This is a genomic window from Psychrobacter coccoides (assembly GCF_017498085.1).
Classification (GTDB): domain Bacteria; phylum Pseudomonadota; class Gammaproteobacteria; order Pseudomonadales; family Moraxellaceae; genus Psychrobacter; species Psychrobacter coccoides.
Genome location: NZ_JAGBKM010000005.1, coordinates 32,662 through 57,397, shown reverse-complemented (window position 1 = coordinate 57,397; position 24,736 = coordinate 32,662). Strand labels below are relative to the sequence as shown.

15 protein-coding genes are annotated in these 24,736 nt (G+C 43.9%); 1 reads left to right on the top strand and 14 read right to left on the bottom strand.

What is annotated here, in order from left to right; all coding sequences use genetic code 11:
• Positions 1–30: 30 nt before the first annotated feature.
• From J3492_RS04225 to sdhC, 14 genes are all read right to left on the bottom strand, one after another.
• Positions 31–1,833 (bottom strand): hypothetical protein, encoded by a 1,803-nt coding sequence (locus J3492_RS04225; protein WP_207990227.1) that lies wholly within the window; start codon positions 1,831–1,833, stop codon positions 31–33.
• 38 nt (positions 1,834–1,871) lie between these two features.
• A complete protein-coding gene (locus tag J3492_RS04220; protein WP_207990225.1) occupies positions 1,872–4,838 on the bottom strand; it encodes a glycosyltransferase family protein in 2,967 nt (988 codons plus the stop codon).
• A gap of 332 nt (positions 4,839–5,170) precedes the next feature.
• Entirely contained in the window at positions 5,171–6,433 is a 1,263-nt protein-coding gene (gene wecC, locus J3492_RS04215; RefSeq protein ID WP_207990223.1) for a UDP-N-acetyl-D-mannosamine dehydrogenase, read from the bottom strand.
• A 65-nt stretch (positions 6,434–6,498) separates the two neighbouring features.
• Positions 6,499–7,635 carry a non-hydrolyzing UDP-N-acetylglucosamine 2-epimerase gene (gene wecB, locus J3492_RS04210; RefSeq protein ID WP_207990221.1) on the bottom strand — a complete coding sequence of 379 codons (1,137 nt, stop codon included), beginning with the start codon at positions 7,633–7,635 and terminating at the stop codon, positions 6,499–6,501.
• A 57-nt stretch (positions 7,636–7,692) separates the two neighbouring features.
• The gene (galE, locus tag J3492_RS04205; RefSeq protein ID WP_243453096.1) at positions 7,693–8,739 is read right to left on the bottom strand and encodes a UDP-glucose 4-epimerase GalE; all 1,047 of its coding nucleotides are present in this window, start codon (positions 8,737–8,739) and stop codon (positions 7,693–7,695) included.
• Between the two features lie 132 nt (positions 8,740–8,871).
• Positions 8,872–9,747 carry a succinate--CoA ligase subunit alpha gene (gene sucD / locus J3492_RS04200; RefSeq protein ID WP_207990217.1) on the bottom strand — a complete coding sequence of 292 codons (876 nt, stop codon included), beginning with the start codon at positions 9,745–9,747 and terminating at the stop codon, positions 8,872–8,874.
• A 105-nt stretch (positions 9,748–9,852) separates the two neighbouring features.
• On the bottom strand, positions 9,853–11,031 hold the full coding sequence (gene sucC, locus J3492_RS04195) for an ADP-forming succinate--CoA ligase subunit beta (RefSeq protein ID WP_207990216.1): 1,179 nt from the start codon (positions 11,029–11,031) through the stop codon (positions 9,853–9,855).
• A gap of 352 nt (positions 11,032–11,383) precedes the next feature.
• Positions 11,384–12,841, bottom strand: coding sequence for a dihydrolipoyl dehydrogenase (gene lpdA, locus J3492_RS04190; protein ID WP_207990214.1), 1,458 nt, complete (start codon positions 12,839–12,841; stop codon positions 11,384–11,386).
• Positions 12,842–13,149: 308 nt separating this feature from the next.
• Positions 13,150–14,403: a 2-oxoglutarate dehydrogenase complex dihydrolipoyllysine-residue succinyltransferase gene (gene odhB / locus J3492_RS04185; protein ID WP_207990212.1), complete on the bottom strand. Its 1,254-nt coding sequence runs from the start codon at positions 14,401–14,403 to the stop codon at positions 13,150–13,152.
• Positions 14,404–14,708: 305 nt separating this feature from the next.
• Positions 14,709–17,576, bottom strand: a complete 2,868-nt coding sequence (locus J3492_RS04180) for a 2-oxoglutarate dehydrogenase E1 component (RefSeq protein WP_207990210.1) — start codon at positions 17,574–17,576, stop codon at positions 14,709–14,711.
• 704 nt (positions 17,577–18,280) lie between these two features.
• Positions 18,281–18,991 carry a succinate dehydrogenase iron-sulfur subunit gene (locus tag J3492_RS04175; RefSeq protein WP_207990208.1) on the bottom strand — a complete coding sequence of 237 codons (711 nt, stop codon included), beginning with the start codon at positions 18,989–18,991 and terminating at the stop codon, positions 18,281–18,283.
• A 154-nt stretch (positions 18,992–19,145) separates the two neighbouring features.
• Positions 19,146–20,996, bottom strand: coding sequence for a succinate dehydrogenase flavoprotein subunit (gene sdhA / locus J3492_RS04170; protein ID WP_207990206.1), 1,851 nt, complete (start codon positions 20,994–20,996; stop codon positions 19,146–19,148).
• A gap of 190 nt (positions 20,997–21,186) precedes the next feature.
• Positions 21,187–21,552, bottom strand: a complete 366-nt coding sequence (gene sdhD / locus J3492_RS04165) for a succinate dehydrogenase, hydrophobic membrane anchor protein (protein WP_207990388.1) — start codon at positions 21,550–21,552, stop codon at positions 21,187–21,189.
• A gap of 20 nt (positions 21,553–21,572) precedes the next feature.
• A complete protein-coding gene (gene sdhC, locus J3492_RS04160; RefSeq protein WP_207990204.1) occupies positions 21,573–21,959 on the bottom strand; it encodes a succinate dehydrogenase, cytochrome b556 subunit in 387 nt (128 codons plus the stop codon).
• A gap of 1,370 nt (positions 21,960–23,329) precedes the next feature.
• On the opposite strand from sdhC, the gene gltA reads away from it, so the two are divergent.
• Positions 23,330–24,625, top strand: coding sequence for a citrate synthase (gltA, locus tag J3492_RS04155; protein ID WP_207990202.1), 1,296 nt, complete (start codon positions 23,330–23,332; stop codon positions 24,623–24,625).
• The last annotated feature ends 111 nt before the right edge of the window (positions 24,626–24,736 follow it).

Here is a 24,736-nt window from a genome sequence, read left to right as displayed (position 1 = left end):
TTAGACACTATTAAAATAAACTCTTGAAGTTTATTTTAACCAATTCAACGATAGCCAGACGTCGGCAACATACAATCTCCACACTGCAGATTTAAAAATCCTAATTTGCATGTGATTTGGTGTTGATGATTCTCCACTGGCGAAATTCTTAACTGAATTAATGAAATACTTATTAAGTTTTTCTGCATAAACATCGAACCTAGGTGACTCAACTATTTCTTTTGCAATATCAATTATAACTTTATCACTCATTGCAGAAATATAGTCCCTAGTAATATACATACTACTATTTTCTATCTCCTTATTCTTATTATCAAAATAACTTGAAGCCTGTGAGCTTTGTTGAGGATAAGAATTTATCAAATCTCTTACTGCTACTGGCCAATTCGAGTTAGCTAATGGCATATTAGTTATAATACTATCCATTGAGTCCATAACAGAATATAGTGATATTTGTGAAACCTTTTCATACATAGAAAGGGTATCAGATGCCGCTGTTACCTGAGAGTCACTAATCGGCAACAATACATCAGCATCCCTTGAATATAAGGCAAAACTACCTTGCATCCATCTGCCAGATCGAAAAAGCCTTGAAAATAGGTACAGTTTTTCTAAATTACTACTTGATTCTTGATTTTCAAACCATCCTAAAAGTAAATCCTCAAATTTACTCTGTTCTACACTATTAAGGATCGGGAATATTATGCTAATCAATTTAGATTTTAATGAATTCTCACTGTTTCTCATAGAATTAGCATAACCACCTTTAAATAGTGGCCACTGTCCAAGCATAATTGATTCATTCTTCGTTTTTGGATTTGATCCTAAGTATATAGACGTGTGCGGTTCTGATGGTAGGATACCGTCTGACATAAGTATTTGATTTTGTACCTTATGTCTAATAGAACTCCCTGGCATAAGTTCGGGCGATGTTACTTCTATAGGCATATTAAGGTAGCTACTAATCACTACTGACAACTTAGTTTCCATTTCCTTTAAGTCGCCAAAGTTGACAGAGTAAAACTTCTGGCTATATGGCTTAGCTAAAAGAGCACAAAGCCTGGAGTCTTTACCTCCACTCATCCGTAGCTGTACTTTATCACCTCTCATATTATCTATTGATCTTTTCATGGAGTTTTCTAGTGCATCTTTTAAGTAATATGCACCTTCACTTTGAGATCGTTTTAAGGGTAAATTTGAGTGCATTCCGCTTGGTTTATTTTGCAAGCTAATTGAGCCGTTTTTTACATTGAGCATTTTATCTGCAGGTAATATTTTTACACCCTCATAAATGGTATTACCAGTTAACGAGTAACCAAAAGCTAGATATTCTGATAAAAAGTCTTGATTCATCTTTATACTATCAATTGAACCTCGACTTATCGCTAGCGCTATAGGCAAAGGTCTATTACTAATATAAATAAAACTCTCATCCTGAGCATAGTGAATGGCTTCAACTGCAGGTACGGTGTTCCATGCCTGAAATTGACTTAAGTACATTTCTGCACGCACCACTGTGTAATGACCCCACACAGGCTCTACATAATATACCTCCCCTCCTCGTCTCACAACATTTTCAGAAATGCTCTTTGATACATTTATTCCAGAGCTCACTACCCATGTCCCATCTTTTTTACTTTTATATATGGAAGAGCTTGGGTCGATTCTATCCCATATCACTGAACTACCAGAAGTGGAAGGATTATCTGCAATATAGTTGTGAGTCTTGTATCCCACATTAGGAAATAAACCTAGATAACTACCAGCTACTTTTTCTATAAGCTGTTTAGGGTTCAGCTCATCTTTCGGTAGTATTACAAGATATACAGACATAATTTAACTCTCTAATAGGAAAAATAACTAAAAACTGATTATAAAATAGAATCGCTTAGTAGATTGAATATCTTCTTACTACCGAACTTACTAATTAAATACTCTCTATTACTTTTAGTAATGCAAATAACCTTATGATGCCTTATATAACTTTCGACTTTTTGTCTAGCGTCAGAGTTATTACTCACAACCCATTCATTAGGATATATTGCATCTGCTTCAGGCCAATTCCAAACTACAGGCAAACATCCAGATAGCACACCGTCCGCTAAAGCATAATGAAACGATTCGTTTTCAGAAGGTGATAATATAACGTCGATTTTCTCATACCAATCACGTACATCGGCCCCCCAACCCTCAAAGGTCACATAATCACTTAAACCTAATGTCTCAATTAACTTATACGTTTCATAATAGTAATCTAGCTCTTTTGTTCTAGAAGGAGCTCGCATAAACTCAAGCTCTTCAGGTCTGTATCCTTTAATGTTCAAATACGCGTCAACGCCAGACTTTCTTAGAGAATCTAGAAGCAATACGGCTCTGTCTAGACGCTTAGTCTTGGGTACAATACCTAAAACACCTAAAACGACTGACTTTTTCTTTAAGTCTCTTTGACTGAAATAAAACTCATCATCCATTACAAAGTTAGGTATATATTTGGTCTTATTAATATCATATTTGAATATCTCAATCGCTTGACGACGTATATTCTCAGACACAAAAATAATCTTTGTTATATTGTTGGTATCTATTTGTCTACCAAACTTTTGCGCTCTTTCTCTAACTTCTTGAGCATGCATTCTAATATATATTGGTTTGTTATCGCTGTTATGTTTAGAGTACCAAACTGCATTAGCTAGCCCCCACTCACAAAAGACCATATCAGCCCACTTATAATTTGCTATTAGCTGCTTTTGGTTTTTATGACCACCCCACTCCCATATTTCCTTCTTAACAGGAACACGTCTGGATTTTAGATAGGAGATATAAGCATCAATAAACTTAAAATCATGCCCTGCAAATAGCATTTTCTTGTTAGACAAAGGTATCGATGCAAAATGGCTATGGAATTCATTAGTAATATTTTTCAGCGAATGCTTTTGCCATATTTTTTTAGAAAATTTAGGATCAAGGCTTAATGTTTTTTTACCTAGTACTTTTCTGAAGTCTTGATAGCTCTTAATGAAAAAAGGGTAATCCTTACCTAAAGAATTAATATTAATTTCACTAGGATAGCATAAACATCTACCACCTATAGCTACTGACTCAACTAACTTAGTGGATAGCTCTAGGGTAGCAGTCTCAAAGTCTGCAGGCCTAAAACACCAAATAAAGTCCATTCCAGAGAGCATTTCTAAACTCTGCTCTCTATTTAAGTCATTGTAATAGTTAACATCAAGCTTCTTAAACCAGTTCTGTATTGTCTGGCGAAACTCTTTTAAATTAGTTGGAGAGGATATCTTATTAGCAGCTATATAGAGCTTTACCTCTTTGCCTTCACCTTTTAATCTTTCAACAAATTCAAATAACTCAAATATTCCCCAGCCTGGTGTGATTTTTCCTGCATATCCAATTTTAACCGCTCTTTGTACTTGACTATCATTAACATCAGAATTAGCTAAGGGGCTCAGACTTGAGCTTTTTGTTGAATCCAAAAACTTATCATTAATAGGTGGTGGTATTAAAATATATTTTGATTTATTATTTGTTAATTCTTCAATCTTATCCTTGATAGCTTTAGTCTGTACGAGTATATAAACAGACCTTAAGCTAATCAGTTTCAACTTCTCTACTTTCTCGTCGTTTATGATAAGTTCATTATTATCTACAGTATAAAAATCAGTTATATAGCTTGCTAGCCGGTTATAGAACTGTCTTGTTTGAGATAGTTGATAGGCTACTTCACAGCCTCTAACAACTACTGCTCGTACATTGGGTGAAATATTATCAATTTTCCGAACTAAATCTACGCCAGTTTCTATATCTATTACACCGTTGTAACCAATTTTTTCAGGCGTAATTAGCTCTATATTATGGTTATGCTCAATATTGGATATGACTTGATCATGTCTTAAATTTTCTTTAATAATAAGCGCTGTTTTGCCTTGAGCGGCTAGTATGCTAGCCATTGATGAATACCAGACAGAGGAGCCGTCAACTACATTGGCATTAATATCTGCATACAGTATATATTCGATATCATTAGCATCTAAATTGTGTAGATTTATTGAGGAACTATTATCGATTAAATCATTTTTTACTTGTTTTTCATTAACTGTCTTAAGCGCACAATTTTGAATAGACAAAGTCTCTATCTTAAAATCTTCGATAGTTGTAGCAAAGTAAAGAACAATATTCTTAATTTTTTCATCAACATCAATATAGAAGTCTTGGTTATATACACCATCTTTCTTTATTCCTGACCCCATATAAGTAAATGCCTGACTGTCTGCAGAAAGAGCTAATCCTTTTTCTTTTCTAATATACTCAGGAAGCGCTCCAAAATACAAGATTAAAGCCTTTCTATTCTTGAACACCTCACTATTACGATGCGTTATAGATATTCTATACTTTCCATCAGCAAACTGGTTTAAAGAAAAGCAATTACTGGTTAAATTAGAAAATAAAACATTAGCCCAAATTTCATTAACTTTTCCATCATGCACTATTTTATCTCTATCTAGTTCTTCTAAGTACTTTGCAAATCTAATATTATCTATATTGCTTTTTTCAATTACCTTAACTAGATCATGAACACTATTAGTTTCCTCGATAATCTTTAATGCCTTATTTGTAACAACTTCATATCCCTCATATCCGTTTTTAATCTTTTCATTCCTCAAGTATAAGATTAAAACCTTAGCAATTAAGTCATTATGATTAAAACCCTTGTTTTTTAGCTTATCTATTAGATTAAAAACCCTATAAGATAAATAACTTGAGTTTTTATCGTTAATATTTTTAGAATCGCTATAAAATTTATACTTCTCGATAATATTTTTCATTAAACATACTCTCTCATAAAGCCGCTTACTCTATTAAATATTCAGATTAAACAAACTAGGACTTTCAGTCTAAAATCAAATTACACTGATACAAATATAAACTACCTGAAGTCTCACTCAGAGCCTAAATTACTAGAAGAAGTACAGGTAAAGTCTTTTAGATATAGTTACTAAAAATAGGATTTATTCACTTTAGTAAATACCAGAGAGCAAATAAAGTATTATTTACGCCAGCAATTATAAAAAATGCTTAATACTCTGATTTTGGTTATGTTGATACAATTTTTTATATTAATACTTAAGCAGAGAGATCTGGTTTTTATCTTTTAAAATTAGTTAACTTCATGAAACTTAATAATACCTACAGCATCAATTACGGGTTTGTCATGAGGTATGCTAACTGCTTTAAACTGATTATGTCCTACAAGTAAAACCATGATATCTGCTTGCTCTAATGCTGAATCCAACTCAACTAGTTTTCCAGCTATCAAGCTTTTAGGCAGTTCATTAATATTGGGTTCTACTAGTAGAATTTCTGCTGAATTAGCATCTAGCATATCCCTAGCAATATTAACTGCTGGGCTTTCACGTAAGTCATCAATATCCGGTTTAAAGGCTAAACCTAATAGTGCTACTTTGGGTCTATCTACACCATTCTGCTTAAACGCTTCTATTTGCTCATTAATCTTGGCGATTACCCACTTTGGCTTACCATCATTAATCTCACGCGCCATACGTGTAATACGTGCTTCTTCAGGATTTTGATTAACAATAAACCATGGATCGACAGCGATACAGTGACCGCCTACCCCAGCGCCAGGCTGCAAGATATTGACACGTGGATGATGATTGGCCAGCTCAATCAGCTCCCAGACATTGATATCGAGCTTATCTGAGATAATAGACAACTCATTGGCAAAGGCAATACTCACATCACGAGAGGCATTTTCGGTCAGCTTTGCCATCTCAGCGGTACGAGAGTTGGTCACTAGCAGGTTGCCTTCGACGAATATACGATATACTTCCTGCGCCTTTTTAGTCGACTCTTTAGTCATACCGCCGATAATACGATCATTTGATATCAGCTCTTCTACTACCTTGCCTGGTAATACGCGCTCTGGGCAGTAAGCCACAAAGATATCCGCTTCATGATCAGGCTGATAATAATCAGGGAAGGTCAGGTCTGGACGTGCTGCCGCCAGCCACTCTACCATTTGTTCTGTAGCGCCTACTGGTGAAGTTGACTCTAGGATCACCACATCGCCCTTCTCTAACAAAGGCGCTAACGCTTCGCTCACCGCTTGAATATAAGACAGATCAGGGGTGTGATCGTCTCCTTTGAATGGCGTAGGTACGGCGATCAGATAAGCATCAGAGTGTTCAGGGGTGAGACTGGCTTTGAGCGTGCCCTTATCTACCGCTTGCTTGACGATCGCTTCAAGACCAGGCTCCACGATGTGGATTTTGCCTTGATTAATGGTATCAACCGCATGTGGATTGACATCGACCCCGACGACATTGGCCCCATGATGGGCAAACATCGCTGCTGTTGGTAGACCGATATACCCTAGACCAAACACGCAGACATTTTTCATAACTTTGATACTCGTTGTAGATAAATTTAGAAGAACTGGCTATTAATTATTAAAAAAGAGCAAACTTAAGCTTCAGCGTTAAAGAACTCAACGATGGTCTCTGCAATACGCTCTGAGGCCTTACCATCGCCATAAGGGTTATGGGCTTGGCTCATTTTTTGATAGACGGCGTCATTTTCGATCAGATTACTTACTTCTGCGACGATGGTAGCATCATGAGTACCGACCAGCTTCACCGTACCTGCCTCGACCGCCTCTTGGCGTTCAGTCGTGGTACGCATCACCAGGACTGGAATACCAAGCGAGGGCGCTTCCTCTTGGATGCCACCTGAGTCCGTCAGGATGATATGACTGGTGCTCATCAGATAGACAAATGGCAGATAGTCTTGTGGGGTGATCAGTTTCACGTTGGTCAAACCATTCAATAAGCGATTGACAGGCTCCTTGACGTTAGGGTTTAAATGCACAGGGTAGACAAACTCATAATCAGGATATTTCTCTGCCAGATCCTTGATAGCCTGACAGATGGACTCAAAACCATTACCGAAGTTTTCACGGCGATGCCCCGTGATGAGCACCCGACGTTTGCTAAAGTCGAGCTCAGAAAACTGCTGCTGCAGCTCAGCTCGCAAGTCAGCATTGGTCTCTAGCTTGTCTTTGACATCGAGCAAAGCATCAATCACGGTATTACCCGTGACATAGATATAGTCAGGGTTATTGTGCTCATCGTATAGGTTTTGCGCTGCTGCCTTAGTCGGCGAAAAATGCAGCTTGGTGATGATACTGGTGAGCTGTCTATTGGCTTCTTCTGGCCAAGGAGAGTAGATATTATACGTGCGCAGTCCAGACTCGACATGGCCGATAGGAATCTGCTGATAGAAGGCGGCTTGAGCACCACATAATGTGGTTGACGTGTCACCATGGACTAAGACGAGGTCGGGCTGACATTCTTGCAAGATAGGTTCGAGCGCAAGGAGCATTCGTGAGCTGGCTTGTGTGAGACTCTGCTGAGACTTCATAATATCTAGATCATAATCAGGCGTGATGTCAAACAATGCCAGTACCTGATCGAGCATTTCACGATGCTGGGCGGTCACACAAACCAATGATTCAATATTAGGATTGGCTTCTAACGCCTTGACCACTGGTGCCATTTTGATCGCTTCAGGACGTGTACCGAAAATGCTTAATACCTTCTTCATCAGACTCTCTTTTTAAAGTTCGTTTGGTTATTTGATTGATTTTGGTTACTTAATTGACTATATGGCTGTGTCATAACCATTTGGGTTCATACTCTGCCAGCGCCACGTATCTTGACACATCTCCGTGATAGACAGCTTGGCTTCCCAGCCCAATAGCGCTTTGGCCTTGTCGGCACTGGCATAGCAACTGGCGATATCTCCGGCACGGCGTGCGACAAACTGATATGGGATGCGCTGCTCAGAGACTTGAGCAAAAGCATTAACCAGCTCTAATACTGACGTGCCTGTACCCGTCCCTAGATTAATGGGGAGAAATCCGACTGCGCTTTGCTCTACCTTAACTTGCTGCTGTAAGTAATTCAGTGCAGCGACATGACCTTGCGCCAGATCAGTAACATGAATAAAATCACGCACGCCTGTGCCATCGACGGTCGGATAGTCATTGCCAAAGATGCTGAGCTTTTCCAGCTTACCAACGGCCACTTGCGAGATATAAGGCATGAGGTTATTCGGAATGTCATTGGGGTCTTCGCCGATCTGCCCTGAAGGGTGCGCCCCGACTGGGTTAAAATATCTAAGAGGGATTAGGTTCCAGCTGGCATCGGAGATGGCTAAGTCTTCTAGGATATGCTCGACGGTCAGTTTGCTTTGGCCGTAAGGGTTGGTACAAGAGCGTGGGGCACTCTCATCGATAGGCAGGGTTTCAGGGTCACCGTAGACCGTGGCAGACGATGAGAACACTAAGTTTTTGACATCGTACTCAGCCATGACTTCGAGTAAGGTGATGGTGCCACTGACGTTGTTATTATAATATAGTAAGGGTTTGGCCACAGACTCACCGACAGCCTTTAGGCCAGCGAAGTGAATGACGCCAAAGAATTGATGCGCAGCAAAGACTTCTCTGAGCTTATCTGCATCACGGATATCGCCTTCGATAAAATCGATCGGCTGAGCAATAATGCTAGAGACCCGATTGATGGCTTCACGGCTGCTGTTGGATAGGTTGTCGTAGACTACGATCTCATAGCCTGCTTGATGCAAGGCAATGCAGGTGTGCGAGCCGATATAGCCTGCACCGCCAGTGACCAATATCTTGTTTTTCATAACATTTTTATAACAAAAAAAGACACCCCATTGTAGAGGTGTCTTCATCTTTTTTCAACGCAACTTTAGTAATTAATTCATAAAGCTGTAAACCACTGATTGGTTCAGTGGTCTATCTTTCAGATAAAGGGTTTACCAACCCGTTACTTCTTTTAGCTTATCACCGATCTTCGCTGGATCACGAGTATAGGCGATGCCAGCATCTTCAAAGGCCTTAAACTTCTCTTCTGCCGTACCCTGACCACCAGAAATGATCGCACCAGCATGACCCATACGCTTACCTTCTGGCGCTGTGACACCAGCGATATAGCCGACCACAGGCTTGGTCACATGCTCTTTAATATAAGCCGCCGCCTCTTCTTCCGCCGTACCACCGATCTCACCGATCAGCACGATGGCTTCGGTTTGGGGATCGTCTTGGAACAGTTTTAGTGCATCGATTTGGTTCATACCTGGGATAGGGTCACCACCGATACCGATACAAGTCGACTGACCAAAGCCAAGCTTAGTCGTCTGTGCGACTGCTTCATACGTCAGCGTACCAGAACGTGAGATGATGCCCACCTTGCCCGGCAAATGGATATGACCCGGCATGATACCGATTTTGCACTGACCTGGCGTGATCACGCCTGGGCAGTTCGGACCGACCATGCGCACGCCATCTGCAGCTTCGATATAGCGCTTGGCTTTGAGCATATCCAGCGTTGGTACGCCTTCGGTGATCACCACGATCAGCTTCACACCTGCATCGACCGCTTCCACGATAGAGTCGAGGACAAATGGCGCTGGCACATAGATGACAGAAGCATCCGCTTGCGTCTCTGCCATCGCTTCCGCCATGGTGTTAAATACTGGTAGGCCCAGATGGATCTGACCGCCCTTACCTGGGGTCACACCGCCGACGACCTTGGTACCGTACTCGATGGCTTGCTTTGAATGAAACGTGCCGTTTTTACCGGTAAAACCTTGCACCAATACTTTAGTGTCTTTATCAATGAGTACACTCATTATTTGCTCCTAATTATAATCTTGTATATCTGGCTGGCTGTGTCAAAGGCAGTCACTCATAAGCCATGGCGGCTGAGTGCTGCTTATTGAACACAGCGACGAGGCTTAGTGGACGATATTGGTGCCCACGGCCGAGACGATCTTTTGTGCCGCATCGGCGAGGCCCTGCGCTGAGATGATCTGTACATCTGACTCTTCGAGCAGCTGCGCGCCTTTTTCAGCGTTGTTGCCTTCGAGACGTACTACTACTGGCACTTCGACGCCGACTTCTTTTACTGCGGCGATGATGGCTTCTGCAATCATGTCACAGCGCACGATACCACCAAAGATATTGATTAGGACGCCTTCGACACTGCTGTCTTCTAGGATGATCTTAAACGCTTCAACGACACGGTCCTTGGTCGCACCGCCGCCCACGTCTAGGAAGTTGGCTGGCTTACCGCCATACAGCTTGATGATGTCCATCGTCGCCATCGCAAGGCCAGCACCGTTGACCATACAGCCGATGTTGCCTTCTAGCGCCACATAGTTAAGATCAAACTCAGCCGCTTTTAGCTCACGCTCGTTTTCTTGCGTTTTGTCTTGTAGCGCAGCGATTTTGGGCAGACGATACAGGGCGTTTGAATCGATACCGATTTTGCCATCGACACAGACGATTTCGCCATTTTCACGTACTGCTAGTGGGTTGACTTCCAGTAGCGCAAAGTCGTTTTCGACAAACGCCTGATAAGCACCGGTCATGATTTTGACAAACTGATTGATCTGCTTGCCTTCCAGACCCAATTTAAATGCCACTTCACGGGCTTGGTACGGCATCAGACCGACCAAAGGATCGACACTGACCTTAAAGATTTTTTCTGGGGTCGCACTGGCCACTTCTTCGATATCCACACCACCTTCAGTCGATGCCATAAAGGTCACACGGCGTGTCGAGCGGTCGACGACAGCGCCCAGATACAGCTCAGTTTGTACCGGATACATGTCCTCTGCTACCAACACGAAGTTGACAGGCTGGCCATCAGCGTCGGTTTGGAAGGTCACTAGATTGGTGCCGATTAATTCTTCTGCCACTTGCTTGGCTTCTTCACGTGTCTTGACCAGCTTGACGCCGCCAGCTTTACCACGGCCACCAGCATGGACTTGCGCCTTGATAACGGCGATGTCGGTAGGGGTCTTATCAAAAGCGGCTGCCGCCTCTTCGCCAGTATGGGCGACGATGCCTTCTTGGATAGGCAAACCATAGCTTTTTAGCAGCTCTTTTGCTTGATACTCATGTAAATTCATTGATTGTATCCTTTATTTTTGGCAATTCATAAAAGTGAAAATATATTCAACTATCTAAAACAGCACAGCAGACCCACGCAGCGACTATGATATAGTTGATGCATTTTAAAACCAATACGGTGCTACTGGGATGCTTTGTTCTAAAATACAGTTGTGAAGCCTCTGGAGTGCGAAGCGCACAGCAAGCAAGGAAAGTTTGTACCAGTAGCACGGCAATATAAACGTACCGATTTTATTTCGAATTAACTATAGTAGACTACGTGAATCTGATGACGTTAACTTATTTGCTTCGCTAAGTTAGTCAATACCCAGTCAGCTTTATTGAAAACTCACTGGGGTGTTTTTAGATAAGCTACTTCTTCTTGCGCTTTTTGCGCTGGATCGCATGGATCGCACGGCCATCGGCAGAGAGCGCTGCTTCATGTACCGCCTCAGAGATGGTCGGATGCGCAAAGGTCATCAGCTGTAGGTCTTCGATACTAGAGACAAACTCCATCGCAATCATGCCCTGATGCACGATGTCACCAGCGCCGGCACAGATAGCGTGCATCCCAAGTAGACGATCGGTCTTGGCATCAGCGACCACCTTGATAGAGCCTTGTGCTTCACTTTGAGCCAGTGCACGGCCGTTGGCGGCGAGGTTAAATGAGCCAGTCTTGACTTCATAGCCTGCTGCTTCTGCGTCTTGCTCAGTCATACCAACCCAAGCGATCTCAGGATGGGTGTAGATGACGTTGATGATGGTGTCATAGTTGACTTGCATCTTATCGCCATGAATACGCTCAACCGCCATCATGCCCTCTTCCATCGCCTTGTGCGCCAGCATCGGGCCACGGACCAAGTCACCGATGGCATAGACGCCATCCAGATTGGTTTTGCACTGGTCATCGACATCGATCAGACCACGCTCAGTCAGCTCGATACCGCTGTCTTCACCCAGTAGCTTTTCAGAGTAGGCACGGCGACCGACACAGACGATCAGCTTATCAAAGCTTTCTTCAGAGGCTTCACCATTCTTTTCACTGGTGACCACCACTTCATCGCCTTTGACTTCAGCATTGGTGACCTTGGTATCGACACGGATGTCTAGGCCTTGCTTTTTCAGCATTTTGCCCGCTTCTTTGGCGATGTCTTTATCAGCAGCCGCTAGGAAGTTTGGCAGGGCTTCATAGACCACCACTTCTGCGCCCAGACGACGCCAGACTGAGCCCAGCTCCAGACCGATCACACCTGCACCGATGACGCCCAGACGCTTAGGCGTCTCTGTGAAGTCAAGGGCACCAGTAGAGTCTACGATACGCTCGCCATCTGTTTTGGCCACTGGAATCTCGATTGGCACCGAGCCTGCTGCTAGGATGACGTTTTTGGCAGTGATGGTACTCTCGCTCTCATCTTCTAGCGCAGTAAACTTCACTTGTTTGTCAGCGCCTTTACCATCGACTAGGGTGCCCCAGCCTTGTAGCCAGTCGACGCCATTGCCTTTGAGTAATGCCGCCACACCGCCAGTCAGCTGCTTAACGATGTTTTCTTTACGCTCGATCATCTGCTCGACATCGATGGCCACGTCGCCAGTACTGATGCCATGCTCAGCCAGATCATGCTTAGTCGCCTCATAGCGATGCGAGCTATCGAGTAGCGCTTTTGATGGGATACAGCCGACGTTTAGGCAAGTACCGCCAAGTGCTGGCTCACCCTTATAGACACGTTTTTCGATACAAGCTACGCTCATACCCAACTGTCCGGCACGGATAGCCGCTTCATAACCACCAGGACCGCCGCCGATGACGACTAAATCATAATTGTCTTTCATAATAGGTTCCTATTTAATTTTTAGGTTCTAATTTAGGTGTTAGCTTTGCTTTTAAGGTTGATTATCAACTGACTCATTGGGCAGTTTATCAAGGATAGGGTAAATCATTCAGCCATTAAAAAGTAAAAATCAGTCATTAAATATAAAATCAGCAAACAGTAAATACACCATTTGAGCTCATTGACTGATGACGTAATCGATTCAATTTAAAAGAGTTACAGTGCTGCTGGGATGATAGGGAAAGCAAAAGCCATCTGTCTCAAAAGCAAAAAGCTTGTATCGACGATTGCCGATACAAGCTCAAAGGCTTATAGGTCTAATAAAAGCATGGTTGGGTCTTCGACCAACTCTTTGATAGTGACCAAGAACTGTACGGCCTCTTTACCATCGATCATACGGTGGTCATAGGACAGTGCCAGATACATCATCGGTAGGATTTCGACTTGACCATTGACCGCCATAGGACGCTCGTTGATAGCGTGCATACCCAAGATAGCCGTCTGTGGTGGGTTCAAGATCGGCGTCGACATCAGTGAGCCAAAGACACCACCGTTAGAGATAGTGAAAGTACCGCCAGTCATCTCGTCAAGACCCAGCTTACCGTCTTGCGCTTTACCACCGAGCTCACGGATTTTGCTCTCGACATCCGCCATACTCATATGATCAGTATCACGTAATACAGGAACAACCAAGCCACGATCTGAAGAAACCGCCACACCGATGTCATAGTAGCCATGATAGACGATGTCATCACCATCTATAGAGGCATTGACCGCTGGGAAGCGTTTTAGAGCTTCGGTAGCCGCTTTTACAAACAGCGACATAAAGCCGAGACGCACACCGTGGCGCTTTTCGAACTGCTCTTTGTACTTGCTGCGCATGTCCATCAGTGGCTTCATATTGACTTCGTTAAACGTCGTCAACATCGCCGTGTCTTGTGACGCTGACAATAGACGGTTGGCCACTGTCTTACGTAGACGGGTCATCGGTACACGCTTTTCGGTACGCTCGCCCACTGACTCAGCGACTGGACGGCCACTGTCAGACTTGATAGAGCTGTCTGCTTTTAGCGTCGGGCTGGCCATATCTGATTTGGTCACACGGCCGCCACGGCCACTGCCTTCGACATTCTTTGGATCGATGCCAGACTCTTTGGCAGCTTTGCGCACCGCTGGGCTTTGATCTTTATGATCGGCTTCGGCAGCGCTTGCGCCTTGTGCTGGCTCACCGCCATCAGTGGCCTGCTTTGGCTGTACTGGCGCCGCAGGCTGATCTGGATCGACTGCTGGAGCATCCGCACTATCAGCAGCATCGGTACTGCCACTTGCACCGGCTTCAAACTCGGCGATTAAATCTGCAGATTCGACAGTATCGTCGACTTGCTTGACAATTTTTGTGACCACACCATCATCAGGTGCGACCACTTCGAGTACTACTTTGTCGGTTTCGATTTCTGCTAAAAGGTCGTCACGGCTAACCTGTTGGCCTTCAGTGACATGCCATTCAACGATCGTGCCATCGGCAACCGATTCTGGAAAAACGGGGGCTTTGATATCAGCCATCGATATACTCCTTAGATATGAATATTACTATTTATTATTGAGTCGTGATGCGCAGCCAGATGTTTTATAAAAGCTGATAAATAATAATGCATATTTATCAACCTTTTAAAGTACAGCCAATTATTGATGGTTTAATAATCGCTGAGTGTCCATAGTATCTGACTGCCACCGTCTAATTGATAAAGGTTATAGGGATCAATCTGTTGTCTATATTACCGCTTCATACTGATGTGGTTGATAATTGGGCGCCTAACATTTAAAAGCTGAGCACCCAGTATCAAACCCCAATATCAAACACAGTTACTTTACTTTGCGAGCTCATCGACGCTGACACCTAAGCTTTCGGCGATCAGAGTTTGTTGCTGTTGTGCGTGCAATTTCGGTGAGCCTGTCGCCGGTGCTGCACTTGGCGGACGTGCTACTGGCTCCATCACTTTCGCTCTGGTTGGGTGCGGCACGACGATACGGAACATATGCGGCGCTAAGTAGTACCAAGCACCTTGGTTCAATGGCTCTTCTTGTGTCCAGACGATCTCTTGTAGGTTGCTGTATTTTTCGATTTCAGCAATCAAACGCTCTTCGGGTAGTGGGTAGAGCTGCTCAATACGTACGATAGCAATATCCTCAATACCTAGAGCACGGCGCTGCTCGAGTAGATCATAGTAGACCTTACCACCACAGAGTACCAAGCGAGTAACCTTGTCTGCCTGCTGCTGATCGACCTCTGGCAATACCGTTTCAAACTTACCATTCGCCAGCTCTTCTAGCTGTGAGGTTGCCAGCTTATGGCGCAGTAGACTCTTCGGTGACATCACTACCAGTGGCACACGACTTGGGCGTACCGCTTGACGACGTAGCGCATGGAATATCTGTGCCGGTGTCGTCGGGGTGATCACTTGCATGTTGTCTTCAGCACACAGCTGTAAGAAACGCTCCAAACGGGCTGAAGAGTGCTCAGGGCCTTGACCTTCAAAGCCATGTGGCAATAACATCGTCAGACCACAGACACGCTGCCACTTGGTCTCACCACTAGAGATAAACTGGTCGATGACCACCTGTGCACCGTTAACGAAGTCACCAAACTGTGCTTCCCAAATGATCAGCGCATTGGGCACCGTGGTCGCATAGCCGTACTCAAACGCCAGCACCGCTTCTTCTGACAGTAGCGAGTTATAAGTGGCAAAGCGGGCTTGTTTTTCACTGATATGAGACAAGGGCACATACATGCTGCCATCGTTCATATTATAGATTTCGCTATGACGATGGGAGAAGGTACCACGGCCAACGTCTTCACCTGTGATACGTACCAAAGTCTGGTCATTATCGACCAAGCTGGCATAAGCCAAGGTCTCAGCAGCACCCCAGTTTAGAGGCTCTCCGCCTGTCTGCATCGCTAGGCGCTGCTCGACGACTTTTTGTACTTGGCGCTGTAGCTTGTAGCCTTCTGGCATCTGTGCCATACGGCGACCGTATTCTTTTAGCTTTTCGATATCGACACCAGTATCCCAATCATCGATCAAGTCATGGCCGATATATGGCGTCCAGTCTACAAACAGCGCCTCGTCTGGATCACTGACCAGTGAGTTGACGACATAATCACCACGATCAAGCGACTCACGATACTGATCTTCGTACTGTTTTTCTTCTTCACTACTGATAACGCCTTTTTCGATCAACTGCTTGGCATAGAGCGTACGCGTAGTCGGCAGCTTTTTGATCACTGAGTACATCAATGGCTGAGTGGCTGACGGCTCGTCGGCTTCGTTATGGCCGTTGCGGCGGTAGCAGAATAAGTCAATGACGATGTCTTTATCAAACTCATGACGGTAGTCTAAAGCCAACTGAGCGGCAAATACCACAGACTCAGGGTCGTCACCATTGACATGCAAGATAGGCGCATGCACCATTTTTGCCACATCAGTACAGTACTCTGTCGAGCGCAAGTCTTCTTGACGGCTGGTGGTAAAACCAACTTGGTTGTTGATGACGATGTGTACTGTACCGCCCGTGGTATAGCCACGAGTTTGTGACATTTGGAACGTCTCTTGTACCACGCCTTGACCGGCAAACGCAGCATCACCATGAACGACGATGGGCAGTACTGAGTTACCATCTTTATCGCTGCGTCCAGGCTGATCATTACGGCGCACTTGACGTGCACGTACAGAGCCTTGAAGTACGGGTGCGACAATCTCAAGGTGTGAGGGGTTAAAGGCCAAGGCCAAATGCGCCTCACCACCTGGCGTCATGACGTTAGAAGAAAAACCGCTGTGGTACTTCACGTCACCTGAGCCTTTTTCTGGCTGCACCTTACCATCAAACTCATCAAACAAGTCAGCTGGGTTTTTACCCAAGATATTGACCAGTACGTTTAGACGTCCACGGTGCGCCATCCCGATCACCATTTCTTTGGTGCCGTAGCTGCCTGCACGCTGGATGATCTCATTGACTGCAGGAATAAAGCTCTCACCGCCTTCGAGGCCAAAGCGCTTCACACCTGTGTATTTACGGGCAAGATACTTCTCTAACCCTTCCGCAGCGGTTAAACGCTCAAGGATAGACAAGCGTTTTTCTTTATCAAACTCGATATAGCCCAAGTTGCTTTCAAGGTATTTTTCCATCCAGCGCTTTTCGGTACTGGTGGTCACGTGCATATACTCTACACCGATATTACGGCAGTAAACACGCTCCATAATCTCGATAATCTCACGCAGCGGCGCTTCACTCTTGCCAATACTCAGATCGCTCGTCGGATATACCGTATCGAGATCGGCTTCAGATAGGCCGTGATAAGCGAGGGTTAAGTCCTCTACTTCTGCACGTGGATGTAGATTTAATGGATCAAGCTGGGCCCGGCGATGACCACGGCGACGGTAAGCTGAGATCAGCTGCTGTACCGCCATCTGTTTGGGATCCGCACAGTTGGCAGGGTCGATCGCCACGCCGCCTCTATTAGCCGTTTGGTTACGGGCCAACAGTAAAAACTGGTCTTTAATGTCGTTGTGCTTGGCATCGTTAGAAGATTTGTACTGTTCAAAATAACGCTGCCAATCCGTATCGACGCTATCTGGATCTGTCAGATACTGCTCGTAGAGGGCTTCGATATAATGGGCGTTATCAGCGCCAAGCTCTGAATGCGGTGCGCCTGCTGTTTCTTTAGTTATACTATTCATAATAATCGTCTATTTGATAGATAAATGAATGGAATCGTGCTTATAATTTTGTAATCTGTTTTATGTTATGGCGCAGACAACTCACAATAAACCTCATAAATGCTGAGCTTATGATAAGTTGCTGATGTCAATACCAGAAATCCAGCAAATTTTCATTATTTGTGAACGTCTGGTGTCGTTTATTGGCTCGTTTCAGAAAATTAAATTATATATACTGAAGTGAGCCATAACCAATGAGCTGCTTCTGACGCCTAGCATACATTGCTATCTAGGGTAACATGCCTAAATTACCTCAGATAGTTTGTTTCTTCAATACTAAGTATTTACCTAATAAATACTCATTATCATCTTAATTTCTCACAGCTATATATCTCACCATCTAAAACTGCTACACAGAGATGATAAATAATGCAGAAACTGAATAGGCATATCATAACATTTTTACCAACGTATTTTTATTACAACTTAGTAGCTACTGCTACAGTTTTGTGAAAATTTATACGCTGTTGTCGCAAATCATGAAATATAGTCATGACCGCTAAAAACAATCATGACCACTAAAAATTTAGAGACGGTGAGCTGTGGTAGCCAAAGCTTGCCTCATCAGCGTCTTTTTAAAGTCATAAAAAAACCGCCAGAATGATCTGACGGTGTTTTTGTATTCAGCTGAAGCGACTTAGCAATCAGTTATTAACTTACTGATCTTAGCCTGCTTGATCGATCAACAAGTTACGCAGATGACCAATCGCTCGAGTTGGGTTGAGACCTTTTGGACACACGGACACGCAGTTCATGATACCACGGCAACGGAACAGGCTAAATGGATCATCCAAACGGGCCAAACGAGCTTGGGTATCGTTGTCACGGCTGTCTGCTACAAAACGATAAGCATGCAGTAGCGCTGATGGACCTAGGAACTTATCCGGGTTCCACCAAAACGACGGGCAACTGGTCGAACAGCAAGCGCATAGAATACACTCGTATAGACCGTTTAGTTGCTCACGTTGCTCAGGTGACTGCAAACGCTCTGTTGGCGGTGCTGGCTGATCATTGATCAAAAACGGGTGTACCTTTTCGTACTGCTCATAAAACTGGTTCATATCCACGACCAGATCACGGACAACCGGTAGCCCAGGTAGCGGACGTACGGTTACTTTTTCTGGTAGCGTATTCATATTGATCAAACAAGCCAGACCGTTTTTACCGTTGATATTGACACCGTCAGAGCCACAGATGCCTTCACGGCAAGAGCGTCTAAAGGTGATGGTTTCATCTTGCTTTTTTAAGCGCAATAAAACGTCAAGCAACATACGGTCTGAGTCTAACAGCTCAATCGTAAATGTTTGCATGTATGGGGCTGCGTCCTTATCAGGATCGTAGCGATATATCTCAATGGTGCGAGTACCTCGACTCATAGTGCTAACTCCACGCGGTGTAAGGCTCGGTTGTCTAAAAATCTAGACACTTACAAACTAAATAACCACTAAACAAACAACCGGCCTTACAAAATCAAAAATTAAATTCGAAAATCGTCACTCAAACCACAGTTAAACGTGTCTGAAAAAACGATTAGTAAACACGCACTTTTGGCTCAACATAATCCACAGTGAGCGGCACTTTACGAACTGGCTTGTAGATAATTTTGTTATCTTCAGCATACCAAACGGTGTGCTTCATCCATTCATTGTCATTACGACCGTTTGGTGCGACTGGATCATCCTCTGGACGCTCATAATCAAGCACCGTATGTGCACCGCGGCATTCGTGACGATTTGCTGCTGACAGCATCGTTGCTTTTGCCACTTCATAAAGGTTGGCCACTTCTAGCGCTTCAATACGTGCCGTGTTAAACACTTGTGACTTATCACCAAGATGAATCTTGTCGACTTTTTCGCCTAGTGCCAAAATCTTTTCGACACCTTCATCCATCATCGCCTGAGTACGGAATACACTGGCGTGTGATTGCATGGTAGCACGAATCTCATCAGCGACGTCTTGAGCATTATAGCCATCAGTTGACTCTTGTAGCTTGTTTAGACGGCTTAAAGTGTAATCCAATACTCTTGGGTTGATTGGCTTATAAGTATTGTCTGCGTGATAGTACTCTTCAACGATATGCTTACCTGCAGCACGGCCAAAGACGACCAAGTCCAGTAGAGAGTTGGTACCCAAGCGGTTGGCACCGTGTACACTCACACAAGCACATTCGCCAATAGCGTACAAGCCTTTGACCAGCTTGCCTTCAGTATACAGGCCTTCTTCGTCTACTTCACCATCGAGATCGGGCACAATCACTTGACCATTAATAGTCGTTGGAATCCCGCCCATCATATAGTGAATGGTTGGGATAACCGGAATCGGCTCTTTAGTAATGTCGACGTTGGCAAAGTTTTTACCAATCTCAAAGACAGATGGCAAACGCTTCATGATGGTATCGACCCCTAAGTGGGTCATGTCCATGACGATATGATCAGCGTTGGGGCCACAACCACGGCCTTCTTTGATCTCTTGGTCCATAGAGCGCGATACCAAGTCACGTGGGGCCAAGTCTTTTACCGTTGGCGCATAACGCTCCATAAAGGCTTCGCCGTCTTTGTTACGCAAGATAGCGCCTTCACCACGACAACCTTCGGTCAGTAGCACGCCAGCGCCATGTACGCCGGTCGGGTGGAACTGCCAGAATTCCATATCCTGTAGGGGGACGCCAGCACGAACGGCCATACCAAGACCGTCGCCCGTATTGATATAAGCGTTGGTAGAAGCGGAGAAGATACGACCTGCACCACCTGTCGCCAATACCGTCGCTGGCGCTTGGAATACCGCTACTGTGCCTGTCTCTTGCTCGATAGCGATGACACCGTTGATATTGCCGTCTTCATCTTTAATCAAGTCCAGTGCAATCCACTCGATAAAGAACTCAGCCCCCAGCTGTAAGTTCTTTTGATAGAGCGTATGTAGTAGCGCATGACCTGTACGGTCAGCAGCGGCACAGGCACGCTGTACTGCTTTTTCGCCATAGTTTGAGGTATGACCACCAAATGGACGCTGATAAATCGTGCCATCTTCGTTACGGTCAAACGGCATGCCCATGTGTTCAAGCTCATACACCACTTTTGGTGCTTCACGGCACATGTACTCGATAGCGTCTTGGTCACCCAACCAGTCTGACCCTTTGACAGTGTCATAAAAGTGGAAATGCCAGTTGTCATTACTCATATTACCAAGGCTTGCACCGATACCACCTTGAGCGGCAACCGTATGTGAGCGGGTTGGGAATACTTTGGTGATAACCGCAACCTTCATACCGGATTCGGCCAGTTGTAGGGAGGCACGCATACCTGACCCACCACCACCAACGATGACAGCGTCATAGTTGAGGGTTTTGATATTACTAATGGTATTATCTTGTCTTGTTGCCATTACGATTTTCCTAATGCCTGTAAATGCTTGGGAAGTAAATATAAAGAGTCAGTCATCAATCTATATTGAAATTATTCGAATAAAGATTGTATTTGGATAAGGCGCTCAGGATGTCATGCACCTGTATCACACCTGCCTCACTCTTCAGCCACTTACTAAAATGTGTCTAGTCATCATTTCTAACAGTGGATTAAACGGCAACGACACCGAAGCCACTACCCCAAAAAATCATGATGCCCCAAAATAAATATACTAAGATTGCGATAATCATTGCTGCTTGTAGCGCAAGGCGTAGTCCAGAGGTTTTGACATAATCCGTCAACACCGTCCACATCCCCACCCAAGCGTGAGCCGCTAAAGCAATGATGGCAACTAAGCTCAGTAGGCGCATCGGTAAGCTGGTAATAAAGCCCACCCACTGCTCGTAATTCAACTCACCGTTGAATACAAAAAAGCCTACCAAAACGACAGAGTATACTGCCAATACCACAGCACTGATACGCTGCATCACCCAATCGCGCGAGCCTGAGCCGGTTAGACCAGTTGCGCTCTTAATTCCTGTATCGTTTTTAATCATTAGAACATCACCCATATAAATGACAGTACAATCAATATAGCAGCTATAACAAAGCTCACAATTGACGCTGTCTTACCTGATTGTAGCTCTTCGTTGAAGCCCATGTCAGCAAATAAGTGCTTAATGCCCATTACAAAATGGTAGGCAGTCGCTGCGACAAAAATCCACGCAACAAAACGCACAAGCACGTTATCAAAGACAGCGGCAAAATCTTGCGGAGACGCTAAAGAGGTTTGTAAAAGCCAAAGCATCACTGGAATCAGTAAAAAAAGAACAATTCCTGAGATACGATGTAAAATCGAGGCTCTGGCTATCGGTGAACTATTAACGCTAATTACTTGGCTTAAAGGCAAGTTAATGGGTCGGTTGCTTTTCACAGCGGGCATCCTTTTTGCGGTTATACTCCTGTATCTGCTATGGGCGTTCAGTGCAACTGAAAAAAGTTAGTGCCCACTTAGCAACACACGAGACGAATAAAGTAAGGAAGAGCTAGCTGACTTCGCTAAGGTCCTACTACGTATCATTATGACTATCAACGATCGCTGGTTTGTACGATATCTATCGGATACTGTGTCTATCTGTTACAAAAAGCGTGTCATACTGCTCTATCACATCTGCTCATTGAGCGCTATGAGACAAACCTCGCTGTGATAAACCCAGCAATGATGAATATAGCGCTAATAAACACAATCATCATGCTTTGGCTCTACCGCCAACAGCACAGTCGATTGTTGAGTATTGTTAACTGGTCTATTTCTAATCCATCGATAAAAAAGATAACATCGCAATGTTATCTTTATAAGTAACCACGGCTTTGATTAGCATCTGACTAGCCATAAACCTAAAGCCAATGGCTGTCCTAGCAAACCAAAACCAATATCTCTCTAAAAATAGAACAAATAACAACAACATTCAAGTCATAAACTATTGTTTAGATTACAACTTATTCCTTAATCTCCTATAAACCCCAAGTAGCTGTCACAAAATAGCAGCCTCGCCGATGTCTCTTGGCAGGGCTTTTATCAGGCGGCTTTATTAGAAGATTAATGGATATATAGTGGCATTAGTGTCAGTCAAATATTTCTAATTATAAAATGACTGACTGACAATTACAAATTTATCCCTTAAATAGTGATTATTAGCGTTATTCTTACAAAGAGTCAGATAGGCGTAATATAATTGCTGGTCAGTTGCCCTGACAAAAGTCTCTATAAACCGGACTTTATTTCTTTGTCGCTCATATACGGCCTGTTTTTGCTCAAATAAATAAAAACGTGGCTACTAATAACAGACAAAAAATAGCGCTTTTTTGGCGAGCTGGCGGCCACAAAGTGAATAACCAAGAATGGCGATATTTCTAACAAATAAGCGCATAGACATATTTTGATACAAATATTACTGCAGACAAACGCCTTTAAAGCCTACAACTTAGCAGGATTGGCGATAAAAGTTTTTTCAAAGTATGCTTATTTACTGGTAACATAGCTATAGTCAGGTCAGTATAAAAAGCATACAGCAAGACTGGAATAAATTTTTTGTAGCATCGAGCGGCGCAAGCACAGCACGTCAAAAAACTTGCATCAGTCTAGCGCATGAATGTGGTGTCTCTATTTTATTTAGTATCGACTATAGACTACTGAGCCAACTAAATTTGTATTATCTAGTTCTTTATTTACGACTTCTTAAGTAACGATACGAGGGTATGTGTCGTTATTATTTTTTTATTTAACATGCTAAGACCAACGGAGAGGAAATTATGGCTGACAACATTAAGTCAAACAATGAAGCCACACTTACAGTAGATGGTAAGGAATACCAACTTCCTATTATTAACGGTACTTTAGGACAGTCGGTTATTGATGTAGCAGCGCTACAAGAAGCTGGTTACTGGGCTTATGACCCAGGGTTTAAGGTAACGGCTCCTGTTGAGTCAAAAATCACCTTTATCAACGGCGGCGAAGGCGAGCTATTACACCGTGGCTACCCTATTGACCAATTGGCCAATAACGCTGAGTATCTAGAAGTGGCTTACGCCCTGATTCATGGAGAGCTTCCAAACAAAGAACAAAAAGAAGATTTCTTTGAAAAGATTCGTAAGCATACCGGTGTCCATGATCAACTGCGTAAGTTTTTTGAAGGCTTCCGCCGTGATGCGCATCCAATGGCGATCATGGTCGGTGTGGTCGGTGCGCTATCTGCGTTTTATCACGAAGACCTAGACATCAGTAATGAAAAGCACCGTGAAATCACTGCCATTCGTCTGATTGCTAAGATGCCAACGCTTGCTGCGATGAGTTATAAATACTCGCAAGGCGAACCGTTTATGTATCCACGTAATGACTTTAGCTATGCAGAAAACTTCCTGTACATGATGTTTGCCACCCCTGCAGATGTTGATTACAAAGTAAACCCTGTACTTGCCAAAGCGATGGACAAGATCTTTACCTTACATGCTGACCACGAGCAAAACGCCTCGACGTCTACTGTACGTCTGGCAGGCTCTACTGGCGCAAACCCATATGCGTGTATCGCTGCTGGTATCGCTGCACTGTGGGGCCCATCACATGGCGGCGCCAACGAAGCTGTCCTAGAGATGCTAGATGAGATCGGTACGGTCGAAAACGTCGATGAGTTTATGGAAAAAGTAAAACGTCGTGAAGTGAAGCTCATGGGCTTTGGTCACCGTGTGTACAAAAACTTCGACCCACGTGCACAGGTACTTAAGCAAGCCTCTGATGAAGTATTAGACGCCCTAGGTATCGACGATCCTAAGCTTGAACTGGCCATGAAGCTTGAGAAGATTGCTCTTGAAGACCCGTACTTCATCGAGCGTAACCTGTATCCAAACGTTGACTTCTACTCTGGCATTATCTTAAAAGCCATTGGTATTCCAACGTCAATGTTTACTGTGATTTTCTCATTGGCTCGTACCTCTGGTTGGATCAGCCATTGGTTAGAAATGCATAGCGCACCGTTCAAAATCGGTCGTCCACGTCAGTTGTACACGGGCGAGACCAAGCGTGACTTCGTAGAAGTCGAAGACCGTAAGTAATGTTGAGCAAATATTAGATACTAAAATGATAAAAATCCCGCCATTGTGCGGGATTTTTTTACGGAAGAAAGACTTGCTCTCGAACTATAAGACACTTTAAAAATGATGTAG